Source organism: Bacteroides nordii (assembly GCF_019930665.1).
Lineage (GTDB): Bacteria > Bacteroidota > Bacteroidia > Bacteroidales > Bacteroidaceae > Bacteroides > Bacteroides nordii.
Window position 1 is genome coordinate 3,574,758 of sequence record NZ_CP082886.1, and the last position, 19,003, is coordinate 3,593,760.

Genomic DNA, 19,003 nt, shown 5'->3' on the forward strand with positions numbered 1-19,003 from the left:
GCATCCTAACTAATGATGTTACATATGAAATTTGCTATCTTCGGAAATACGTATCAAGCCAAAAAATCATCACACGCAGAAACATTATTCCGCATTCTGGAAGAACACGATGCTGAAATATTCCTGTGCAGAGAATTTTATCACTTTCTGGTATCGGATATGAAATTGAACATCCATCCTGCCGGATTGTTTGATGGCAATAACTTTTCGGCCGATATGGTTATCAGCATTGGTGGAGACGGAACTTTTCTGAAAGCAGCCAGCAGAGTTGGCGACAAGAACATTCCGATTCTAGGAATCAATACCGGACGTTTGGGATTTCTTGCTGATATATCTCCGGCAGAGATGGAGAAGACCTTTAATGAAATACATACAGGACAATATAGCGTGGAAGAACGTAGTGTACTTCAACTGATATGTGATGACAAACACTTACAATGCTCTCCATATGCACTTAATGAAATTGCAATATTAAAACGCGATAGCTCATCAATGATCAGCATACGAACAGCGATAAATGGAGCTTTCCTCACTACGTATCAGGCAGATGGATTAATAATTTCAACACCTACAGGTTCTACGGCCTACTCACTCAGCGTAGGGGGACCTATCATTGTACCGCATTCCAAAACAATAGCCATTACTCCTGTAGCTCCACACAGTCTTAACGTACGTCCAATTGTTATTTGTGATGATTGGGAGTTAACCCTTGATGTGGAAAGTCGTAGCCACAATTTCCTCGTAGCCATAGACGGACGAAGCGAAACATGTAAAGAAACAACACGACTAACAATCCGAAAAGCTCCTTACGCTATCAAAGTAGTAAAACGCTACGACCATATCTTCTTCGACACCTTACGATCTAAACTGATGTGGGGAGCCGATAACAGAATATAGTGCTTCCCGCACGGGGAAGTTCGCCAAGCGGTGTTTACGCTGGTTCACCACAGAGTTTCACCACCACCAACAAAAGAATCCCCCTTCCATCAATCATCTTGACGAAAGGGGGATTCAAAAAACGGCGACTACCTACTCTCCCACTGTTACGCAGTACCATCGGCGTGATCAGGCTTAACTTCTCTGTTCGGAATGGGAAGAGGTGGAACCCTGATGCTATAGTCACCTGAAGAAGGTAGACATGTGTACAAAAAGCAATTCAGTCAAAAAGAACTAAACGTATATATAAACCATACAAAAAGGAAAGAAAACAAAAGTCAACGGGCAATTAGTAAGGCTCGGCTATGATATTACTACCTTTACACCTGCCTCCTATCAACGTCATCGTCTATGACGACCCTAAGAAATCTAATCTTGTGGCTGGCTTCGTACTTAGATGCTTTCAGCACTTATCCAATCCCGACTTAGATACCCAGCAATGCACCTGGCGGCACAACTGGTAAACCAGCGGTCAGTCCAACACGGTCCTCTCGTACTAGTGTCAGAGCCACGCAAATTTCATACGCCCACGATAGATAGAGACCGAACTGTCTCACGACGTTCTGAACCCAGCTCGCGTGCCACTTTAATGGGCGAACAGCCCAACCCTTGGGACCTTCTCCAGCCCCAGGATGTGACGAGCCGACATCGAGGTGCCAAACCCCTCCGTCGATATGAGCTCTTGGGAGGGATCAGCCTGTTATCCCCGGAGTACCTTTTATCCTTTGAGCGATGTCCCTTCCATGCGGAAACACCGGATCACTATGCTCTAGTTTCCTACCTGATCGACTTGTGAGTCTCCCAGTCAAGCGCCCTTATGCCATTACACTCTACCGCCGGTTACCAATCGGCGTGAGGGCACCTTTAGAAGCCTCCGTTACACTTTTGGAGGCGACCACCCCAGTCAAACTACCCACCAAACAGTGTCCTCGTAACAACGAGTTAGAACTCAAATAATCAAAGGGCCGTATTTCAACAGCGACTCCACAAATACTGGCGTACCTGCTTCAAAGTCTCCGGCCTATCCTACACATCAATTACCCAAATTCAATGTTAAGCTATAGTAAAGGTTCACGGGGTCTTTTCGTCCCATCGCGGGTAATCGGCATCTTCACCGATACTACAATTTCACTGAGCTCACGGTTGAGACAGTGTCCAGATCATTACACCATTCGTGCAGGTCGGAACTTACCCGACAAGGAATTTCGCTACCTTAGGACCGTTATAGTTACGGCCGCCGTTTACTGGGGCTTCAATTCAATGCTTCTCTTGCGATGACATCTCCTCTTAACCTTCCAGCACCGGGCAGGTGTCAGGCTGTATACGTGATCTTTCAATTTTGCACAGCCCTGTGTTTTTGTTAAACAGTTGCCTGGACCTATTCTCTGCGCCCCGCCATCACTGACGGGGACCCTTTATCCCGAAGTTACAGGGTCAATTTGCCTAGTTCCTTAACCGTGATTCACTCAAGCGCCTTAGTATATTCAACCCGACTACGTGTGTCCGTTTACGGTACGGGTACCTTTAAGATTAAGTTTAGCGGATTTTCTTGGGAGTATGTTTACACGCACTATTGGATTGTTCAGAAGAACGCTCCATACTATCAGGTTCGACTCTTGCGGTGGATTTGCCTGCCGCAATCAACATCTACACCCTTTAACGAACTATTCCGTCAGTTCGCGGCGCTGTCACGCCTCCGTCTCCACGTCACTCCTAAAGGTAGTACAGGAATATTAACCTGTTCTGCCATCGGCATCACCGTTCGGCTGAGCCTTAGGACCCGACTAACCCTGATCCGATTAGCGTTGATCAGGAAACCTTAGTCTTTCGGCGAGGGGGTTTCTCACCCCCTTTATCGTTACTTATACCTACATTTGCTTTTCCACACGCTCCAGCATACCTGACGGTACACCTTCAACGCAGAGTGGAATGCTCCCCTACCGATCATTACTGATCCCATAGCTTCGGTAAAACACTTGATGCCCGATTATTATCCACGCCAAACTCCTCGACTAGTGAGCTGTTACGCACTCTTTAAATGAATGGCTGCTTCCAAGCCAACATCCTAGCTGTCTTAGCAATCTGACTTCGTTAGTTCAACTTAGTGTTTATTTGGGGACCTTAGCTGATGGTCTGGATTCTTCTCCTTTCGGACATGGACCTTAGCACCCATGCCCTCACTCCTGTGATTGAACTAATGCGCATTCGGAGTTTATCAAGACTTGATAGGCGGCGAAGCCCTCGCATCTTATCAGTCGCTCTACCTCACATTAGTAATTCACAAGGCTGCACCTAAATGCATTTCGGGGAGTACGAGCTATCTCCAAGTTTGATTAGCCTTTCACCCCCACCCTCAGGTCATCCGGAAGCTTTTCAACGCTTATCGGTTCGGTCCTCCAGTTAGTGTTACCTAACCTTCAACCTGCCCAAGGGTAGATCACTTGGTTTCGCGTCTACTCCTTCCGACTATAACGCCCTGTTCAGACTCGCTTTCGCTTCGGCTGCACGTCTTCAGACGCTTAACCTTGCCGGAAAAAGTAACTCGTAGGTTCATTATGCAAAAGGCACGCCGTCACAACAAAAAGCTGCTCCGACCGCTTGTAGGCGCACGGTTTCAGGGACTATTTCACTCTTCTATTCGAAGTGCTTTTCACCTTTCCTTCACAGTACTGGTTCGCTATCGGTCTCTCGGGAGTATTTAGCCTTACCGGATGGTCCCGGCAGATTCACGCAGAATTCCTCGTGCTCCGCGCTACTCAGGATACCACTAGGGTTCAGATGGCTTCGTGTACAGGGTTATCACCGTCTATGACTGAACTTTCCAGATCATTCCACTCACCAACTTTCGTCCCAAAACGTGGTCCTACAACCCCAATTATGCCGTAACATAATTGGTTTGGGCTATTCCCCGTTCGCTCGCCACTACTAGGGGAATCATTATTTATTTTCTTTTCCTGCAGGTACTAAGATGTTTCAGTTCCCTGCGTTAGCCTACTGCAGTGCAGTATAATTGGTCTTCAACCAATTGGGTTGTCCCATTCGGAAATCCGCGGATCAAAGGTCATTTGCACCTACCCGCAGCTTATCGCAGCTTATCACGTCCTTCATCGCCTCCGAGAGCCAAGGCATCCGCCATGCGCCCTTTCTTACTTTCATTATCTTGCCTTTATACTGTTAAAACAACAGCGTACGGTTCGATATATACTTTTAGCTCTTTACTAAATTTACTTTTTTTATGTACAACATGTCAAAGATCGTGGGATCTACGATTGGAAGGTTTACAATTTACAAGTGAAATTACAAACCAAAAATCAAGATCGGAGTGGAGAATAACGGATTCGAACCGTTGACCCTCTGCGTGCAAGGCAGATGCTCTAGCCAGCTGAGCTAATCCCCCTTCGAAGAATTGAGAAGAAAGAATCAAGAACGACTTAATCACAAGGATTTATCATTTTCAACTTTCAACTTTCAATTCGAGAAGTAGTCCCAGGCAGAGTTGAACTGCCGACCTCTACATTATCAGTGTAGCGCTCTAACCAACTGAGCTATAGGACTAGTTCAAACTGAGCCTATTATTAGACCCGGCTTCTGTTTTCTCTTGTTTATCTCTATCTATACTTCTATAGATGGTTGATCTATATCTATAAATAAACAAGTACCAGTAGTACAGTTAGAACCTTAATAAAGTCATATGTCTTTAATTGTATGAACAATCAGAGTTGAATTGTCAACTGTCAATTGTCAACTGTCAATTAAAATCGCGGTATCGCTCCAGAAAGGAGGTGTTCCAGCCGCACCTTCCGGTACGGCTACCTTGTTACGACTTAGCCCCAGTCACCAGTTTTACCCTAGGACGCTCCTTGCGGTTACGTACTTCAGGTACCCCCGGCTCCCATGGCTTGACGGGCGGTGTGTACAAGGCCCGGGAACGTATTCACCGCGCCGTGGCTGATGCGCGATTACTAGCGAATCCAGCTTCACGAAGTCGGGTTGCAGACTTCGATCCGAACTGAGAGAGGCTTTTGGGATTAGCATCACGTCGCCGTGTAGCTGCCTTCTGTACCCCCCATTGTAACACGTGTGTAGCCCCGGACGTAAGGGCCGTGCTGATTTGACGTCATCCCCACCTTCCTCACATCTTACGACGGCAGTCTCTCTAGAGTCCTCAGCATGACCTGTTAGTAACTAAAGATAAGGGTTGCGCTCGTTATGGCACTTAAGCCGACACCTCACGGCACGAGCTGACGACAACCATGCAGCACCTTCACATTTGCCTTACGGCTGTTGGGTTTCCCCAACATTCAAATGCAATTTAAGCCCGGGTAAGGTTCCTCGCGTATCATCGAATTAAACCACATGTTCCTCCGCTTGTGCGGGCCCCCGTCAATTCCTTTGAGTTTCACCGTTGCCGGCGTACTCCCCAGGTGGAATACTTAATGCTTTCGCTTGGCCGCTTGCCGTATATCGCAAACAGCGAGTATTCATCGTTTACTGTGTGGACTACCAGGGTATCTAATCCTGTTTGATACCCACACTTTCGAGCCTCAGTGTCAGTAACAGTCCAGTGAGCTGCCTTCGCAATCGGAGTTCTTCGTGATATCTAAGCATTTCACCGCTACACCACGAATTCCGCCCACCTCTACTGTACTCAAGACACACAGTATCAACTGCAATTTTACGGTTGAGCCGCAAACTTTCACAACTGACTTACATGTCCACCTACGCTCCCTTTAAACCCAATAAATCCGGATAACGCTCGGATCCTCCGTATTACCGCGGCTGCTGGCACGGAGTTAGCCGATCCTTATTCATAGGGTACATACAAAAAGCCACACGTGGCTCATTTTATTCCCCTATAAAAGAAGTTTACAACCCATAGGGCAGTCATCCTTCACGCTACTTGGCTGGTTCAGGCTTTCGCCCATTGACCAATATTCCTCACTGCTGCCTCCCGTAGGAGTTTGGACCGTGTCTCAGTTCCAATGTGGGGGACCTTCCTCTCAGAACCCCTATCCATCGAAGGTTTGGTGGGCCGTTACCCCGCCAACTGCCTAATGGAACGCATCCCCATCTTTTACCGAAATTCTTTAATAATAATCCCATGCGGAAATATTATACCATCGGGTATTAATCTTTCTTTCGAAAGCCTATCCCCGAGTAAAAGGCAGGTTGGATACGTGTTACTCACCCGTGCGCCGGTCGCCAGCAATGTATTGCTACATCCTGATGCCCCTCGACTTGCATGTGTTAAGCCTGTAGCTAGCGTTCATCCTGAGCCAGGATCAAACTCTTCATTGTAAAAGTATTGTTGATTTACTATTAGACGATTGGAAATTTACGATTGAAATTACCAAAAGACAATAGCAAAGTCGTTGCTCTGTTCAGGATACCGTTATTTATTGACCTTATTTCAAATACCTATATATATAAGTATTGACGGTTCTAATTTCTCAAAACATTTTACTGTTTTGGACTTGTACTACTTGTATTGTTTATCAATTTTTCAAAGAACGCTTCGTTTTTTTAAATCGCTTCGTTTCAAAAGCGGGTGCAAAGGTAAAGGACTTTTTTATAACTACCAAATGTTTCTGGAAGTTTTTTTTTAGTTTTTTTTTTCCGAGGATTCTCTAACAGCTCTCTTGCGAAAGGAGAAAAAACCTACAAAGAAAAAAACGCCTTTTCATTTGCGAATCGGACTGCAAAGATAAGAACTTTTAAACATTGAAACCAAATCTTTTTGGAAGTTTTTTTGTTTAATAACTTAGCCGGCAATCCGCGCTTTCAATCATGTCAAGCTTAATAACTTAGCTCCTCTGGCTAAGCGGATGCAAAAGTAGACCTTTTTACAATATAAGCAAAATATATCAGGAATTATTTTGGAATAAAAAGGAAACTTTTTTGTAAGACGCTGATTTGCAAAGGTGTTGTAAAACATAAAAATGAAAGGAAGAGAAAAAGAAGAAAAAAGGAGGCACATTATAATATATACGCGCGCATATGAATGCGCGAGAGAGGAAAAAAAAGAAGAAGGATAAAAAGGAAAGAGGAAGAAGGAGATACTTAAGATGAAACGGGAGAGATTTTGACAAAACAGGAAGGAAGAGGCAGAGGGAGAAAAAGCGGGTGTAAAATATTGGAAACAAGCGGAGAAAGACTCGTAGAGAAACAAGACGATCATCGTAGAGAAACGGAACGATCTCCGTAGAGAAACGGAACGATCTCCGTAGAGAAACGGGGCGTTTCTCGTAGAGAAAAAAATCAAAAAGGCAATTAATTGAAAACCAAAGAATTACAAAAATAAAAGATTGTACACTTATTTTATTGAAAAACAAGAAGGAAGGGATGAAAACAAAAAGAAAAACAAAGGAATAAATATCCACAAACAAGGAGCTAATATATTCCCCATTAAATGTATACGAAAGACCTCAAACAAAGAAACAACTCAAAGAGATTTCTTCATAGTTAACCGATTCTCACCACCCAGGCGCTGATAGGAAACTTCATTTATAATACAACGAATGAGCAAAATACTAAATCCACCAATAGAACGTTCTTCAATCAAAAGTGGCAAATCAACATCAGCCACCACAGTAGAATCAAAAAAAAGATCCTTTATCTGTTATTTCTCCAATATCGAAAAAATGTCTCCGAGTGAATACATGGAAATGCTTCAAAAAAGTAAATTAGTTTCCATTTAACAAATAAGTGTTTTTGTTATTGTTAAATCAAATACATCCGAAAACAAAATTCTTTACCCCCTGTTACTTAAGCAACTTAATATTTATAACCTAAACTTAAAATTATGGCTAAAGAAAGTGTGAAAATCCTGTAAGGTTTGAATTGGCCAGATGCAAGTATGACACACCAACCGAGTTTGATTCAGTTAGTTTACTAAATCAGAATGTAGCCTCAGAACGTTGTGCCATCCTTCGCTATCAGGAAATTGCTAACTTTACCAATGGTAAAGATTATACTACATGTGATATCGCCAAGCATATTTTAGCTGAGGAGGAAGACCATGAACAGGATTTGCAGGATTATCTGAACGACATTGCCAAAATGAAAGAATCTTTTCTGAAGAAATAAGTAGTAGTTTCTTTAAGAGTGGGAAGAGGGAGTTATTCTGTAAAAGGAATAGTCCCTCTTTTTTCTATAAGTAATACATCACAATATAAATGATTATTGGCCAGGGTATTATTGAACCGCTGAACGCAGATTTTCGCAAAAGGGATATTGCTTTCAAATATAATGCAACAATCTAATTCGCAAAAATCTGCGATCATTTGCGTTTTAATAAATTCATATTTATAGAGTATACTAATTTTGAATCAGTACTTATCACTTACAGAATATATAAGAGAGAGAGAACTGGATTATATAATATCAACATCACATTTAAAAGCGGAAGAATCACCCGAAAACAACATTAATTTCCTTTATATCTGTGACAAAACAAAAAACTATGCGACTTATGGGATAAATATCAACTCAATTATTTATCTTTGTTAGCTTTAAGATGAGCTAGCATAAAAAACAATAAATACAATGAAAGATTTCTTTAAATTTACGCTTGCCACAGTTACAGGTATCATACTGTCAAGCATTGTTCTGTTTTTCATCGGTATTATGGTGATTTTCGGAATTGTTTCTTCTTCCGATACAGAAACAGTAGTGAAGAAAAACTCAGTAATGATGCTCGACCTAAATGGTATATTGGTAGAACGTACTCAGGAAAGTCTGGAAAATGTACTCTCCATGCTCACAGGAGACAATTCAAATGTCTATGGTCTCGATGATATCCTTGCTTCCATTAAAAAAGCAAAAGAGAACGAAAATATCAAAGGAATCTACATTCAGGCTTCTGCATTAGGCTCTCCATATGCTTCTTTACAGGCTATTCGCAATGCATTGACCGACTTTAAAGAGAGCGGAAAATTTATCGTAGCTTATAGCGATGGATATACACAAGGACTTTATTACCTGTCCAGCGTAGCTGATAAAGTAATCCTGAATCCCAAAGGTATGATTGAATGGAGAGGAATTGCCTCCGCCCCAATATTCTACAAAGACTTATTGCAAAAGGTAGGCATCGAAATGCAAATATTCAAGGTAGGCACTTACAAATCGGCTGTCGAACCGTTTATCGCAACTGAAATGAGCCCGGCCAACCGTGAGCAAGTAACTGAATTTATCGGTTCTATCTGGGGACAGGTTGTGAGTGGTGTATCTGACTCTCGTAATATATCACCAGACTCACTGAATGCTTATGCAGACCGTATGCTGATGTTTTATCCCGCCGAAGAAAGTGTAAAATGCGGTCTGGCAGATACACTTATTTATAAAAATAATGTACGTGACTATCTCAAGCAACTTGCCAATGTTGATAAAGACGACCGTCTGCCGATATTAGGACTCGATGATATGATCAACGTAAAAAAGAATGTTCCTAAAGATAAAAGCGGTGATATTGTAGCTGTCTACTATGCATCAGGAGAGATCACAGACCAGTCAGGTTCAGCCGCTTCCGAAGATGGCATTGTAGGTAACAAAGTGATCCGCGACTTACGTAAGCTTAAGGACGATAAAGATGTAAAAGCAGTTGTATTACGCGTAAATTCTCCAGGTGGTAGTGCTTTTGCTTCCGAACAAATATGGCATGCTGTAAAAGAGTTGAAAGCAGAAAAGCCGGTTATCGTTTCAATGGGTGATTATGCTGCATCAGGTGGTTACTATATTTCTTGTGTAGCCGACACAATAGTTGCCGAACCCACCACCCTGACCGGTTCTATCGGAATTTTTGGTATGGTTCCCAATGTGAAGGAACTTGCTGATAAAGTAGGGATAACTTATGATGTAGTAAAAACCAATAAATTTGCCGACTTCGGAAACCTCATGCGTCCTTTCAATAATGACGAAAAAGCACTCATGCAAATGATGATAACCGAAGGGTATGATACATTCCTTACCCGCTGTGCCGAAGGCCGTCATATGACAAAAGAGGCAATTGGAAAGATTGCCGAAGGCCGTGTATGGACAGGTGAGACAGCAAAAAAGCTTGGTCTTGTTGACGAACTAGGTGGTATAGACAAGGCACTCGACATCGCTGTAAAGAAAGCTAATCTCAATGGTTATACCGTTGTTTCTTATCCGGAAAAGAAAGATTTCCTTTCGACTCTGCTTGATACGAAACCGACCAATTACGTAGAATCACAATTGATGAAAAGCAAACTGGGTGATTATTATAAAGACTTCAGTCTACTGAAAAATTTAAGTGAACGCTCTATGATACAAGCCCGTGTTCCGTTTGAACTGAATATTAAGTAAATCATTCTGCATGGAAGAAAGCTTTATCAAGATACATAAATGGCTCTACCCTCTTTCGTTCCTTTATGGAGCAGGAGTAGCCTTACGAAACAAACTCTTTGACTGGGGATACCTCCGGTCAAAGAGTTTTGACGTTCCTGTCATCTGCATCGGCAACATTGCCGTAGGAGGAACAGGTAAAACGCCACATACCGAATATCTGATAAAGTTACTTCACCGTGAATACCAGGTTGCCGTATTAAGCCGGGGTTATAAACGTCGTACAAAGGGATATATACTATCTACTCCTGAAAGTAATGTACGCAGTATCGGAGATGAACCATTTCAGATAAAATCTAAATTTCCCGATATACGGGTAGCTGTGGATGAAGATCGTTGTCATGGCATTGAACAGCTCTGCACATTGGACAATCCCCCTGTAGAAGTTGTTTTGCTTGATGATGCTTTCCAACACCGTTATGTTAAGGCAGGATTCAATATTTTATTGACGGATTATCACCGTCTGTTTTGCGACGATGCATTATTACCAGCAGGCCGTCTACGCGAATCTATTCAAGGGAAAAACCGGGCACAAATAGTTATCGTTACCAAGTGCCCACCTGACATCAAACCCATTGATTTCAATATCATTGCTAAAAGGTTGAACCTATTCCCATACCAGATGTTGTTCTTCTCGTCATTTCGTTACGGAAATCTACAACCGGTATTTCCGGAGGTAGCGGGAAAAGCGGAGCAAAAATTATCTTCCCTGCAAACAGATACACAGGTGTTGCTCCTTACCGGTATTGCCTCACCTGTTACTATCATTCAGGAATTGGAAAGATATACATCGCATATCGATTTGCTGTCATTTGATGACCATCATCATTTTAATCAGCATGATATGCAACTCATTAAACAGCGGTTTGACAAGCTGAAAGGTGAACAACGGTTGATTATCACCACAGAAAAAGATGCTACCCGGTTGGTACATCATCCCATATTAGATGCGGAGTTAAAAAGACATATTTATGCGCTCCCCATTGAAGTAGAGATATTACAAAATCAACAAGATATTTTTAACCAACACATTATTGGCTATGTTAGAGAAAATACAAGAAACAGCAGCTTTCCTAAAAGGAAAGATGCATACAAGTCCTGAGACAGCAATCATATTGGGTACCGGACTTGGTAGTTTGGCAAATGAAATCACTGAGAAGTATGAGATAAAGTACGAAGATATTCCCAATTTCCCTGTGTCTACTGTTGAAGGGCATAGCGGAAAGTTAATCTTTGGCAAATTGGGTAACAAAGATATCATGGCAATGCAAGGTCGCTTTCATTACTACGAAGGCTACTCCATGCAGGAAGTAACTTTCCCCGTACGTGTAATGCGTGAGTTAGGAATTAAAACACTGTTTGTATCCAATGCCAGTGGTGGTACTAATCCCGCTTTTGAAATCGGTGATCTGATGATCATCACAGATCATATCAACTATTTCCCCGAACATCCGCTTCGTGGCAAGAATATTCCGTATGGTCCCCGTTTCCCGGATATGAGCGAAGCATATGATAAAGAGCTTATCCGTAAAGCCAATGAAATAGCTAAAGAAAAAGGTATCAAAGTGCAACATGGTATATACATCGGTACACAAGGACCTACCTTTGAAACCCCCGCAGAGTATAAACTGTTCCATATTCTCGGAGCTGATGCTGTAGGTATGTCTACCGTTCCTGAAGTAATTGTAGCTAACCATTGTGGTATCAAAGTATTTGGAATTTCAGTTGTAACTGACCTGGGGGTAGAAGGAAAGATTGTAGAAGTATCACATGAAGAAGTTCAGAAAGCAGCAGATGCAGCTCAACCCAAAATGACAACTATCATGCGTGAGCTTATCAACCGCGCTTAATACCAAAGTCACTTCAATCATAAATTGTAACAACTTCCAGTGTTTATGACCCAATAATGGTTATAAACACTGGAAATAAATCGTAAATTATAAATATATCGATGCGAACAGAAATAGCAACCTTGGGTGAGTTTGGTTTAATCAAACATCTCACTGAAGGTATTGAACTAAAAAATGAATCAAGCAAATATGGAGTAGGCGATGATGCCGCTGTCCTCTCCTATCCTTCAGATAAGCAGGTATTGGTCACCACCGATCTGCTTATGGAAGGCGTACATTTTGACCTTACCTACGTACCTCTCAAACATCTCGGATACAAATCTGCTATCGTAAACTTCTCCGATATCTATGCAATGAACGGAACTCCGAAACAGATAACCGTGTCCCTCGCCCTCTCCAAGCGTTTCAGCGTAGAAGATATGGATGAGTTTTATGCCGGACTTCGCCTGGCATGCCAACAATATCATGTAGACATTGTGGGTGGTGATACTACTTCTTCACTGACAGGGCTGGCTATCAGTATCACTTGTATCGGAGAAGCAGACAAAGATAAAATAGTCTATCGGAACGGTGCCAAAGAAACAGATCTCATCTGTGTCAGTGGCGACCTTGGTGGCGCCTATATGGGTTTACAATTGCTGGAACGTGAAAAAACCGTTTTTAAAGGTGAACAAGATGCTCAACCGGATTTTTCCGGTAAAGAATATCTGCTTGAACGTCAGCTTAAGCCTGAAGCCCGCAAAGATATTATCGAAAAGCTATCTGCTGCCAACATTGTTCCAACTTCTATGATGGATATCTCCGATGGGTTATCTTCCGAATTGCTACACATTTGTACTCAAAGTAACACCGGATGCCGTGTCTATGAAGAACATATCCCTATTGATTATCAAACGGCCGTTATGGCAGAAGAATTTAATATGAACCTCACTACTTGTGCCATGAATGGTGGCGAGGATTATGAACTACTTTTCACTGTTCCTATTGCAGACCATGAAAAGATTTCAGAAATGGAAGGTATACGATTAATAGGACATATTACTAAACCTGAACTTGGCTGTGCACTAATAACCCGAGACGGACAGGAGTTTGAGCTAAAGGCACAAGGCTGGAATCCATTGCAGGAAAAGTAATAAAAAACATTCAGTGGATATTTATTTAATTCCCAATTAACATTATTAGTTGAATATCAAACAAGTAAAAGATCTTTGATAATAAAATTTGGAGGTGTGTCGTAATGCACGATGCACCTCTTTTTTTGTTCATCACTATACAAATCTGTTCACTTTCTTTAAGCTGCGATCTTTTGAAGATTTCTTTGATTTATGTGTTCCCAGCATCTAAAAACAGCAGTTGTAAGCTCATAAAACAGTCTAATCAGCCAGTTCATACCCTTTTTTGTCAGTTTTGCACACATCTTTTTTATATTGAAGGCAATGGCTAGGAAGGCAAAGTCCATGAAGACCTTGTCCTTTCCAAAATGTCGGAAACGTTTGTAGTTCATATTGTTTTTAATTTGTCCGAACACGGCTTCCGGTTCTATGCATCTCTGCCCTCTGTGTTTCAGTCCTTTCTCAGAGCAGAGCAGTTCTTTGGCTCTCCGCTTGTATTGTCTAAGCCTATGATTCAGTTCTATCGTCCTGTTTCCTTTTGCTTTAAAACAGCGGCATCGCAGGGGACAGCCTTCACACCTGACAGCTCTGTACCGTGCATTTTCGTTGACATATCCGGATGCGGTTTTCACATTCCTGGTGCCTATCCTCCGCATCCTTTGCCCCATAGGGCAGATGCAGAAGTCATGTTCTTCATTGTAGTAGAAGTTTTCGGCCTTGAACGGGTCCGGTTTGAATCTCGGCCGCTGCTCCATGTGGAAATAGTTGTACTTTACGTAGGCTTCCATGCCGTTTTCGGACATGAAGCGGTAATTCTCTTCGGAGCCATAGCCGGAATCAGCAACCACCGTATGGGCCATCCGGTCATACCTGTTTGAAAAAGATTGCAGGAAAGGAATCAGGGTCAGTGTATCCGTAGGGTTCGGGAAGAGTGCAAAATCGGTGATGAACTGATTTTCGGTGCCGATTTGAAGGTTGTAACCGGGCTTCGTCTGTCCGTTGCGCATGGCATCCTCCTTCATTCTCATAAAAGTAGCGTCCTTGTCCGTCTTGGAATAGGAATTCCTCTCTTGCAGCGTTTCCAGATGGCAGTCGTATTCCTGCAGTTTGTCCCTGTGTTCTTCCAGTTCCTTCAACTGTTTGCGTTTCTTTTTCAGTTCAGTCTTTTCCTCTTTCGCGGATGGCTCGGAAACCTGTTCCAGTGCATGACGCAATTCTCCTGCCATTTCAGTCAGCATGGCCGGAGTGAACCCAACCTCCTCATTGTTCTCTGATGACTTCTCCCGGGCAATGACATCGTCTATCTGCCCTAACAGGACATGTATCTTCTTCATCAGGCGTTCACGGTTCCGCTCAACCGTTTTTCGCCAGACGAAAGTGTACTTGTTGGCTTTGGATTCGATCTTTGTCCCGTCAATGTATTCCACATTCAGGCTGATGAAGCCTTTGGAAGAGAGAAGAACTACGGTTTGCGTAAACACCTCGTTGATTTCCTTCTTCACCCGGTTGCGGAAACGGTTGATGGTAATGAAATCCGGTTTCTCATATCCGGCCAGCCAGATATAATGGATGTCACGGTGAAGGAGCTTTTCAATTTTCCGGCAGGAGTAGATGTTGTTCATATAGGCATACAGAATGACCTTGAGCATCATCCTGGGGTGGTAAGGGCTGCGCCCGCATTCCTTATACAGCTTTCTGAAACTTTCAAGATTCAAGCCCTCAACCAGGGCGTCAACCATGCGTACCGGATCGTTTTCTGCAATATCCTCATCAATTCTTTGAGGAAAAAGAACGGTTTGGTTGGGATTGTAAGGACGAAAATGTATCTTTGTCATAGTGAAATTCTTATGCCTAAAGATACAAAATCTTTAGGTAATAACAAAGCCCCAGCTTGTGAAAGTCGGGGCTTTGTGCGTAAAAAACAGAAGGTGTGCATTTTGACACACCTTCAATTTTTTTTAAATAAGCTTCTTCGAAAGAGTCTTCTATAATAACCCACTTTTATTTCACAGAATTCTTTTATCCTCTAACTCCCATAAATTTGAAAGGTAACGCTATCTTAAACTCTTTAGCCGTATTCCCATGATACATTTCTCCATTAGCAATAGACAATTTAAGTACAGGAGCTCCTTCTGAGAAATCCAAATCCCGCAAATCCACCCAAAAAGTATTTGGAGTCAGACTTGACTCAAAAAAATATCTCAGACTTTTACTTTCCGAAACAGTCCTCCATTGTGTAGTAGAAATTTCAGGACTTTCAGGAGTTGATATACCGTAAGGCACAGAGGCATTACGAACGACACTAAATACACTGGCAACGGCTATCCTTTCATCATCAGTTTTCGGTAATGCATTAATATAAAAACTGGCTCTGGCAAAACGATCAGCTGCGCGATTCGTTCCGGGCAAAAAGCTCAAACCTCCTATCGTTTTCCAATATTCATTTAGTGCCAGCTGTTTGTCATAAGTAGGAGAATTAGTCATTACTTTATAATCTTTATTATGATATACAGTAAGTCTTCCACCTACATACTCAAAGATAGCACAATCACCCACAGCATCGGATATAGATAAGTGCAATGTTGCTAAACGAGACCCATCCGGCATCATATCTGATACCACCTGAAAGGTATCCTCGTCAGTATAAGAAACGGCCTCTTCAACTGTTGCAAAATTATCCAGCATATATTGTACCCACGCCGTTATAGCAAGTCCCGGTTTATTTTTATCTCTTAAGGGATATTTTGTTTCAGGTAGCCAAAGTAAATTGGCAACTAACCCTTTCTCATTCATTCCATCCGTACTGGCAATTTCAAAAGCAGAGGTCACTACACTTCCATATCTCGACGTCCACTTCAACGAATTTTCTCCAGCTTCTCCACTACGCATCATTCCTCTTGGAAATGCCCAAAGATTACTATGCATTTCTGTTTTCCAGTCCATAGAGCGACCGGTTGCTACCATCCCATTTGTTCCTGAATAAACTACTCTTGTACACATAATTTTTTTTATTAATGATTCATATATTGGCTATTAATACACATCAAATACATATTATAAAACATAACCATCATTCGTAATAAGAACAAAAAAGTTTATCAACAAACATTAGAATTAAGTTATTGAATTCTAATATTCTCTCAGTAAATATGTAAAAAAACGAAAGACTAAAAAGCAATTTCTCTTTTCTAAAAGAAAAATAAATAAAAAAATCAGAATATTTTTTCTAACTCTGTTGTTATATAATTAAGTATTCAGAAAATAATGATTATGATATTGAGTAACCTTTCAATTATATTTGCATCTTCTTTTATGAATTTGTTCCCACGAACAAATCCATATAGAAACAGTTTTTCCATTAATAGCTTTCCGAACGAGCTGAATGATTACCTGCAAAAAACGGCTATTCCAAAATTAATCATCAACTATATTTTGATCGAATTAAGCACTTTAGTACTCGGCCATTTGTTTTTTTACAATTCCTGTAACTTGTTTTTCTTAAAAATATCATAATCCATTTCAAAAATATATAATCAAAGAAAGTAGAAAATATGAAAAAATTTATTACACTTTTACTATTATCATTTCTCACACTTATCCTTGTGTTAATAGTAAGAACCTTTACCTATCAATTTAAGAAAATAGAGAAAACCGGAGATAATGAAGTAGTGCTTACTGCTCCTTCAGAAAAAGCCATACGTCGTTTTGCCGGTGGAATACGTATTCCAACCATCAGCAATGAATTCTATGAAGAAACCAATTTCGGCCCCTTCGAAGAATTCATGAGATATCTGTCCGATTCTTATCCTGAAGTATATAAAGTAATGGACACAGATACTATTAATACATATGGAATGATCTTTCATTGGAAGGGAAAGAACAGTACTTTAAAACCTGTTTTATTCTTATCACATTACGATGTTGTTCCAGTAATTGGTTATGATCAATCTATTATAACTGATACTATTTTTCAATTGAATGACAAACCGTTACCTCCAATTCAGTCTTATGCTATAAAATGGGATTATCCACCATTTTCAGGAGCTGTAATAAATGGCCGTATCTATGGACGTGGAACGCTCGATATGAAATGTATGCTCTTTTCATTAATGGAAGGAGCTGATAATTTAATTGCTGAAGGTTTTCAACCAGAAAGAGATATCTGGTTTGCTTTCGGACATGATGAAGAAGTAAGTGGACGTCAAGGAGCTGTAAAAATAGCAGAGTATTTCAAAAATAAAGAACTGAATTTTGACGCTATTTATGACGAAGGGGGTATTATTGCTGCTCCAAGTTCAGCTATAGAGTCTATTAAAGTTCCATTAGGATTAGTTGGTACTGGAGAAAAGGGTTTCCTGACTTTACGTCTTACAATAAAAGGAATGGGAGGACATTCTTCTATGCCTCCTGAAAAAAGTTAGTTAATCTATGCAGCAGAAATCATTGAAAAGCTGAACAATAATCAATTTCCTGCACAAATTATTTCCCCTATCGCAGCATTTTTTGATAACGTCGGAAATGAAATGGGATTCTTTTCTCGTATGACAATAGCAAATCAATGGTTACTCAGACCATTATTACTGAGTACAATGGAAAAATCTCCTGCATCCAATGCATTGGTTCGTACGACTACAGCTATAACCATGGCCAAAGGTAGTGATGCTGCAAATGTTTTAGCGTCTGAAGCAGAAGTAACAGTAAACTTCCGCATCTTACCAGGAGATTCAGTTTCTGGTGTCATAGAACATGTGAAAAAGTTATGTGAAGGTTACGATATCGATTTAAAAGTAATTTCTCAACGTGCCCCCTCAAATATTTCTCCAGAAAATGTAAGAGGTTTCGAAATTATAAAAGAAAAAGTAAATAAGATCTACCCCGAAGCAATAGTAACTTCTTATATAACAATCGGAGGTACAGATTCTTATAAATATCAGGCAGTAAGCAAGGACATTTACCGTTTCATGCCTATATGTCTAAACCAGTACGAACAACGTACAATACATAATGAGAACGAATATATATCATTAGAGAATTTTGGAAAAATACAATGGTATTTTAAGGAGTTACTAAAAACTTATTAGGCATTGATTCTTATAGCCAGAAAGAAATTCTACACTAGTAAATAAAAGGCTATCTTAAAATTGAATTTTGGGATAGCCTTCCCTCTTATGGATAATGTTATAAAAGACAATGAATATTACTTTTCTTCTATAAACATAGTGACATTACAATATCTTATATATAAATGAATTATCCAATGATTTATCTCCCTTATACATATATCAGTAGCATCTCATTAGGAGACTATAGAAAAATATAGTTACCGTTCCGATAACCTACAACACAACAAGTAATATACTCAATGAATAAGCCATAAACCAAATATTCTTTTCAATAAAATGAAATATTTTCATCAAATAGATAATTGATAATAAACACTGTAGCTATTTATCAGTGTTTTTTATTTCTCCTTCTCTTGCAAGATAAAAAAACTTTCGCTACCTTTGCAATCGCAAATAAGAAAGGTGCCATAGCTCAGTTGGTAGAGCAAAGGACTGAAAATCCTTGTGTCCCCGGTTCGATTCCTGGTGGCACCACAAACGAAAGAAAAAAGCCTTGTAAGACAAGAACTTACAAGGCTTTTTCTTTTTGGGAGCCCAGACGGGTGCCCACTCGAATATTCGGCACTATCTACCGATATGTAATCTTTTACACTTTGCATTTACACTTATTCTTGCGATG

7 protein-coding genes, 3 tRNA genes, 3 rRNA genes and 2 pseudogenes are annotated in these 19,003 nt (G+C 41.0%); 8 read left to right on the top strand and 7 right to left on the bottom strand.

Going from position 1 to position 19,003, the window contains the following annotated elements; all coding sequences use genetic code 11:
- The first annotated feature begins 24 nt into the window (after positions 1 to 24).
- The gene (locus K8P02_RS14125; protein WP_002562592.1) at positions 25 to 897 is read left to right on the top strand and encodes an NAD kinase; all 873 of its coding nucleotides are present in this window, start codon (positions 25 to 27) and stop codon (positions 895 to 897) included.
- A 119-nt stretch (positions 898 to 1,016) separates the two neighbouring features.
- Here the strand turns inward: K8P02_RS14125 and rrf are convergent.
- The 5 genes from rrf to K8P02_RS14150 form a co-directional block, all read right to left on the bottom strand.
- Positions 1,017 to 1,127 (bottom strand): 5S ribosomal RNA (gene rrf / locus K8P02_RS14130).
- A 78-nt stretch (positions 1,128 to 1,205) separates the two neighbouring features.
- Positions 1,206 to 4,092: ribosomal RNA gene (locus K8P02_RS14135) — 23S ribosomal RNA — on the bottom strand.
- 167 nt (positions 4,093 to 4,259) lie between these two features.
- A tRNA-Ala gene (locus K8P02_RS14140) sits at positions 4,260 to 4,333 on the bottom strand.
- 84 nt (positions 4,334 to 4,417) lie between these two features.
- Positions 4,418 to 4,491 (bottom strand) — tRNA-Ile (locus K8P02_RS14145).
- 220 nt (positions 4,492 to 4,711) lie between these two features.
- Positions 4,712 to 6,234: ribosomal RNA gene (locus K8P02_RS14150) — 16S ribosomal RNA — on the bottom strand.
- Together the 16S, 23S and 5S rRNA genes with 2 tRNA genes alongside form the textbook arrangement of a ribosomal RNA operon.
- A 1,536-nt stretch (positions 6,235 to 7,770) precedes the next feature.
- Here K8P02_RS14150 and K8P02_RS14155 point away from each other — a divergent pair.
- From K8P02_RS14155 to thiL, 5 genes and pseudogenes are all read left to right on the top strand, one after another.
- Positions 7,771 to 8,022 (top strand): annotated as a pseudogene (locus K8P02_RS14155) (ferritin-like domain-containing protein); the annotation flags it as partial.
- Positions 8,023 to 8,481: 459 nt separating this feature from the next.
- Positions 8,482 to 10,260: a signal peptide peptidase SppA gene (gene sppA / locus K8P02_RS14160; protein ID WP_002562169.1), complete on the top strand. Its 1,779-nt coding sequence runs from the start codon at positions 8,482 to 8,484 to the stop codon at positions 10,258 to 10,260.
- Between the two features lie 10 nt (positions 10,261 to 10,270).
- Positions 10,271 to 11,401, top strand: coding sequence for a tetraacyldisaccharide 4'-kinase (gene lpxK / locus K8P02_RS14165; protein ID WP_002562170.1), 1,131 nt, complete (start codon positions 10,271 to 10,273; stop codon positions 11,399 to 11,401).
- The gene (locus K8P02_RS14170) at positions 11,340 to 12,149 is read left to right on the top strand and encodes a purine-nucleoside phosphorylase (protein ID WP_002562171.1); all 810 of its coding nucleotides are present in this window, start codon (positions 11,340 to 11,342) and stop codon (positions 12,147 to 12,149) included. Before lpxK ends, K8P02_RS14170 begins: the two co-directional genes overlap by 62 nt.
- A gap of 101 nt (positions 12,150 to 12,250) precedes the next feature.
- The gene (gene thiL / locus K8P02_RS14175; protein ID WP_002562172.1) at positions 12,251 to 13,282 is read left to right on the top strand and encodes a thiamine-phosphate kinase; all 1,032 of its coding nucleotides are present in this window, start codon (positions 12,251 to 12,253) and stop codon (positions 13,280 to 13,282) included.
- Between the two features lie 158 nt (positions 13,283 to 13,440).
- Here the strand turns inward: thiL and K8P02_RS14180 are convergent, their stop codons facing one another.
- Together K8P02_RS14180 and K8P02_RS14185 are read right to left on the bottom strand one after the other, a co-directional pair.
- Complete coding sequence (locus K8P02_RS14180) at positions 13,441 to 15,096, bottom strand: IS1182 family transposase (RefSeq protein WP_004312012.1); 1,656 nt, start codon at positions 15,094 to 15,096, stop codon at positions 13,441 to 13,443.
- A gap of 184 nt (positions 15,097 to 15,280) precedes the next feature.
- Positions 15,281 to 16,261: a linear amide C-N hydrolase gene (locus tag K8P02_RS14185; protein ID WP_025868043.1), complete on the bottom strand. Its 981-nt coding sequence runs from the start codon at positions 16,259 to 16,261 to the stop codon at positions 15,281 to 15,283.
- 551 nt (positions 16,262 to 16,812) lie between these two features.
- On the opposite strand from K8P02_RS14185, the pseudogene K8P02_RS21845 reads away from it, so the two are divergent.
- Positions 16,813 to 18,342: pseudogene (locus tag K8P02_RS21845) on the top strand (M20/M25/M40 family metallo-hydrolase).
- Between the two features lie 443 nt (positions 18,343 to 18,785).
- Positions 18,786 to 18,858, top strand: a tRNA-Phe gene (locus tag K8P02_RS14200).
- Positions 18,859 to 19,003: the final 145 nt, after the last annotated feature.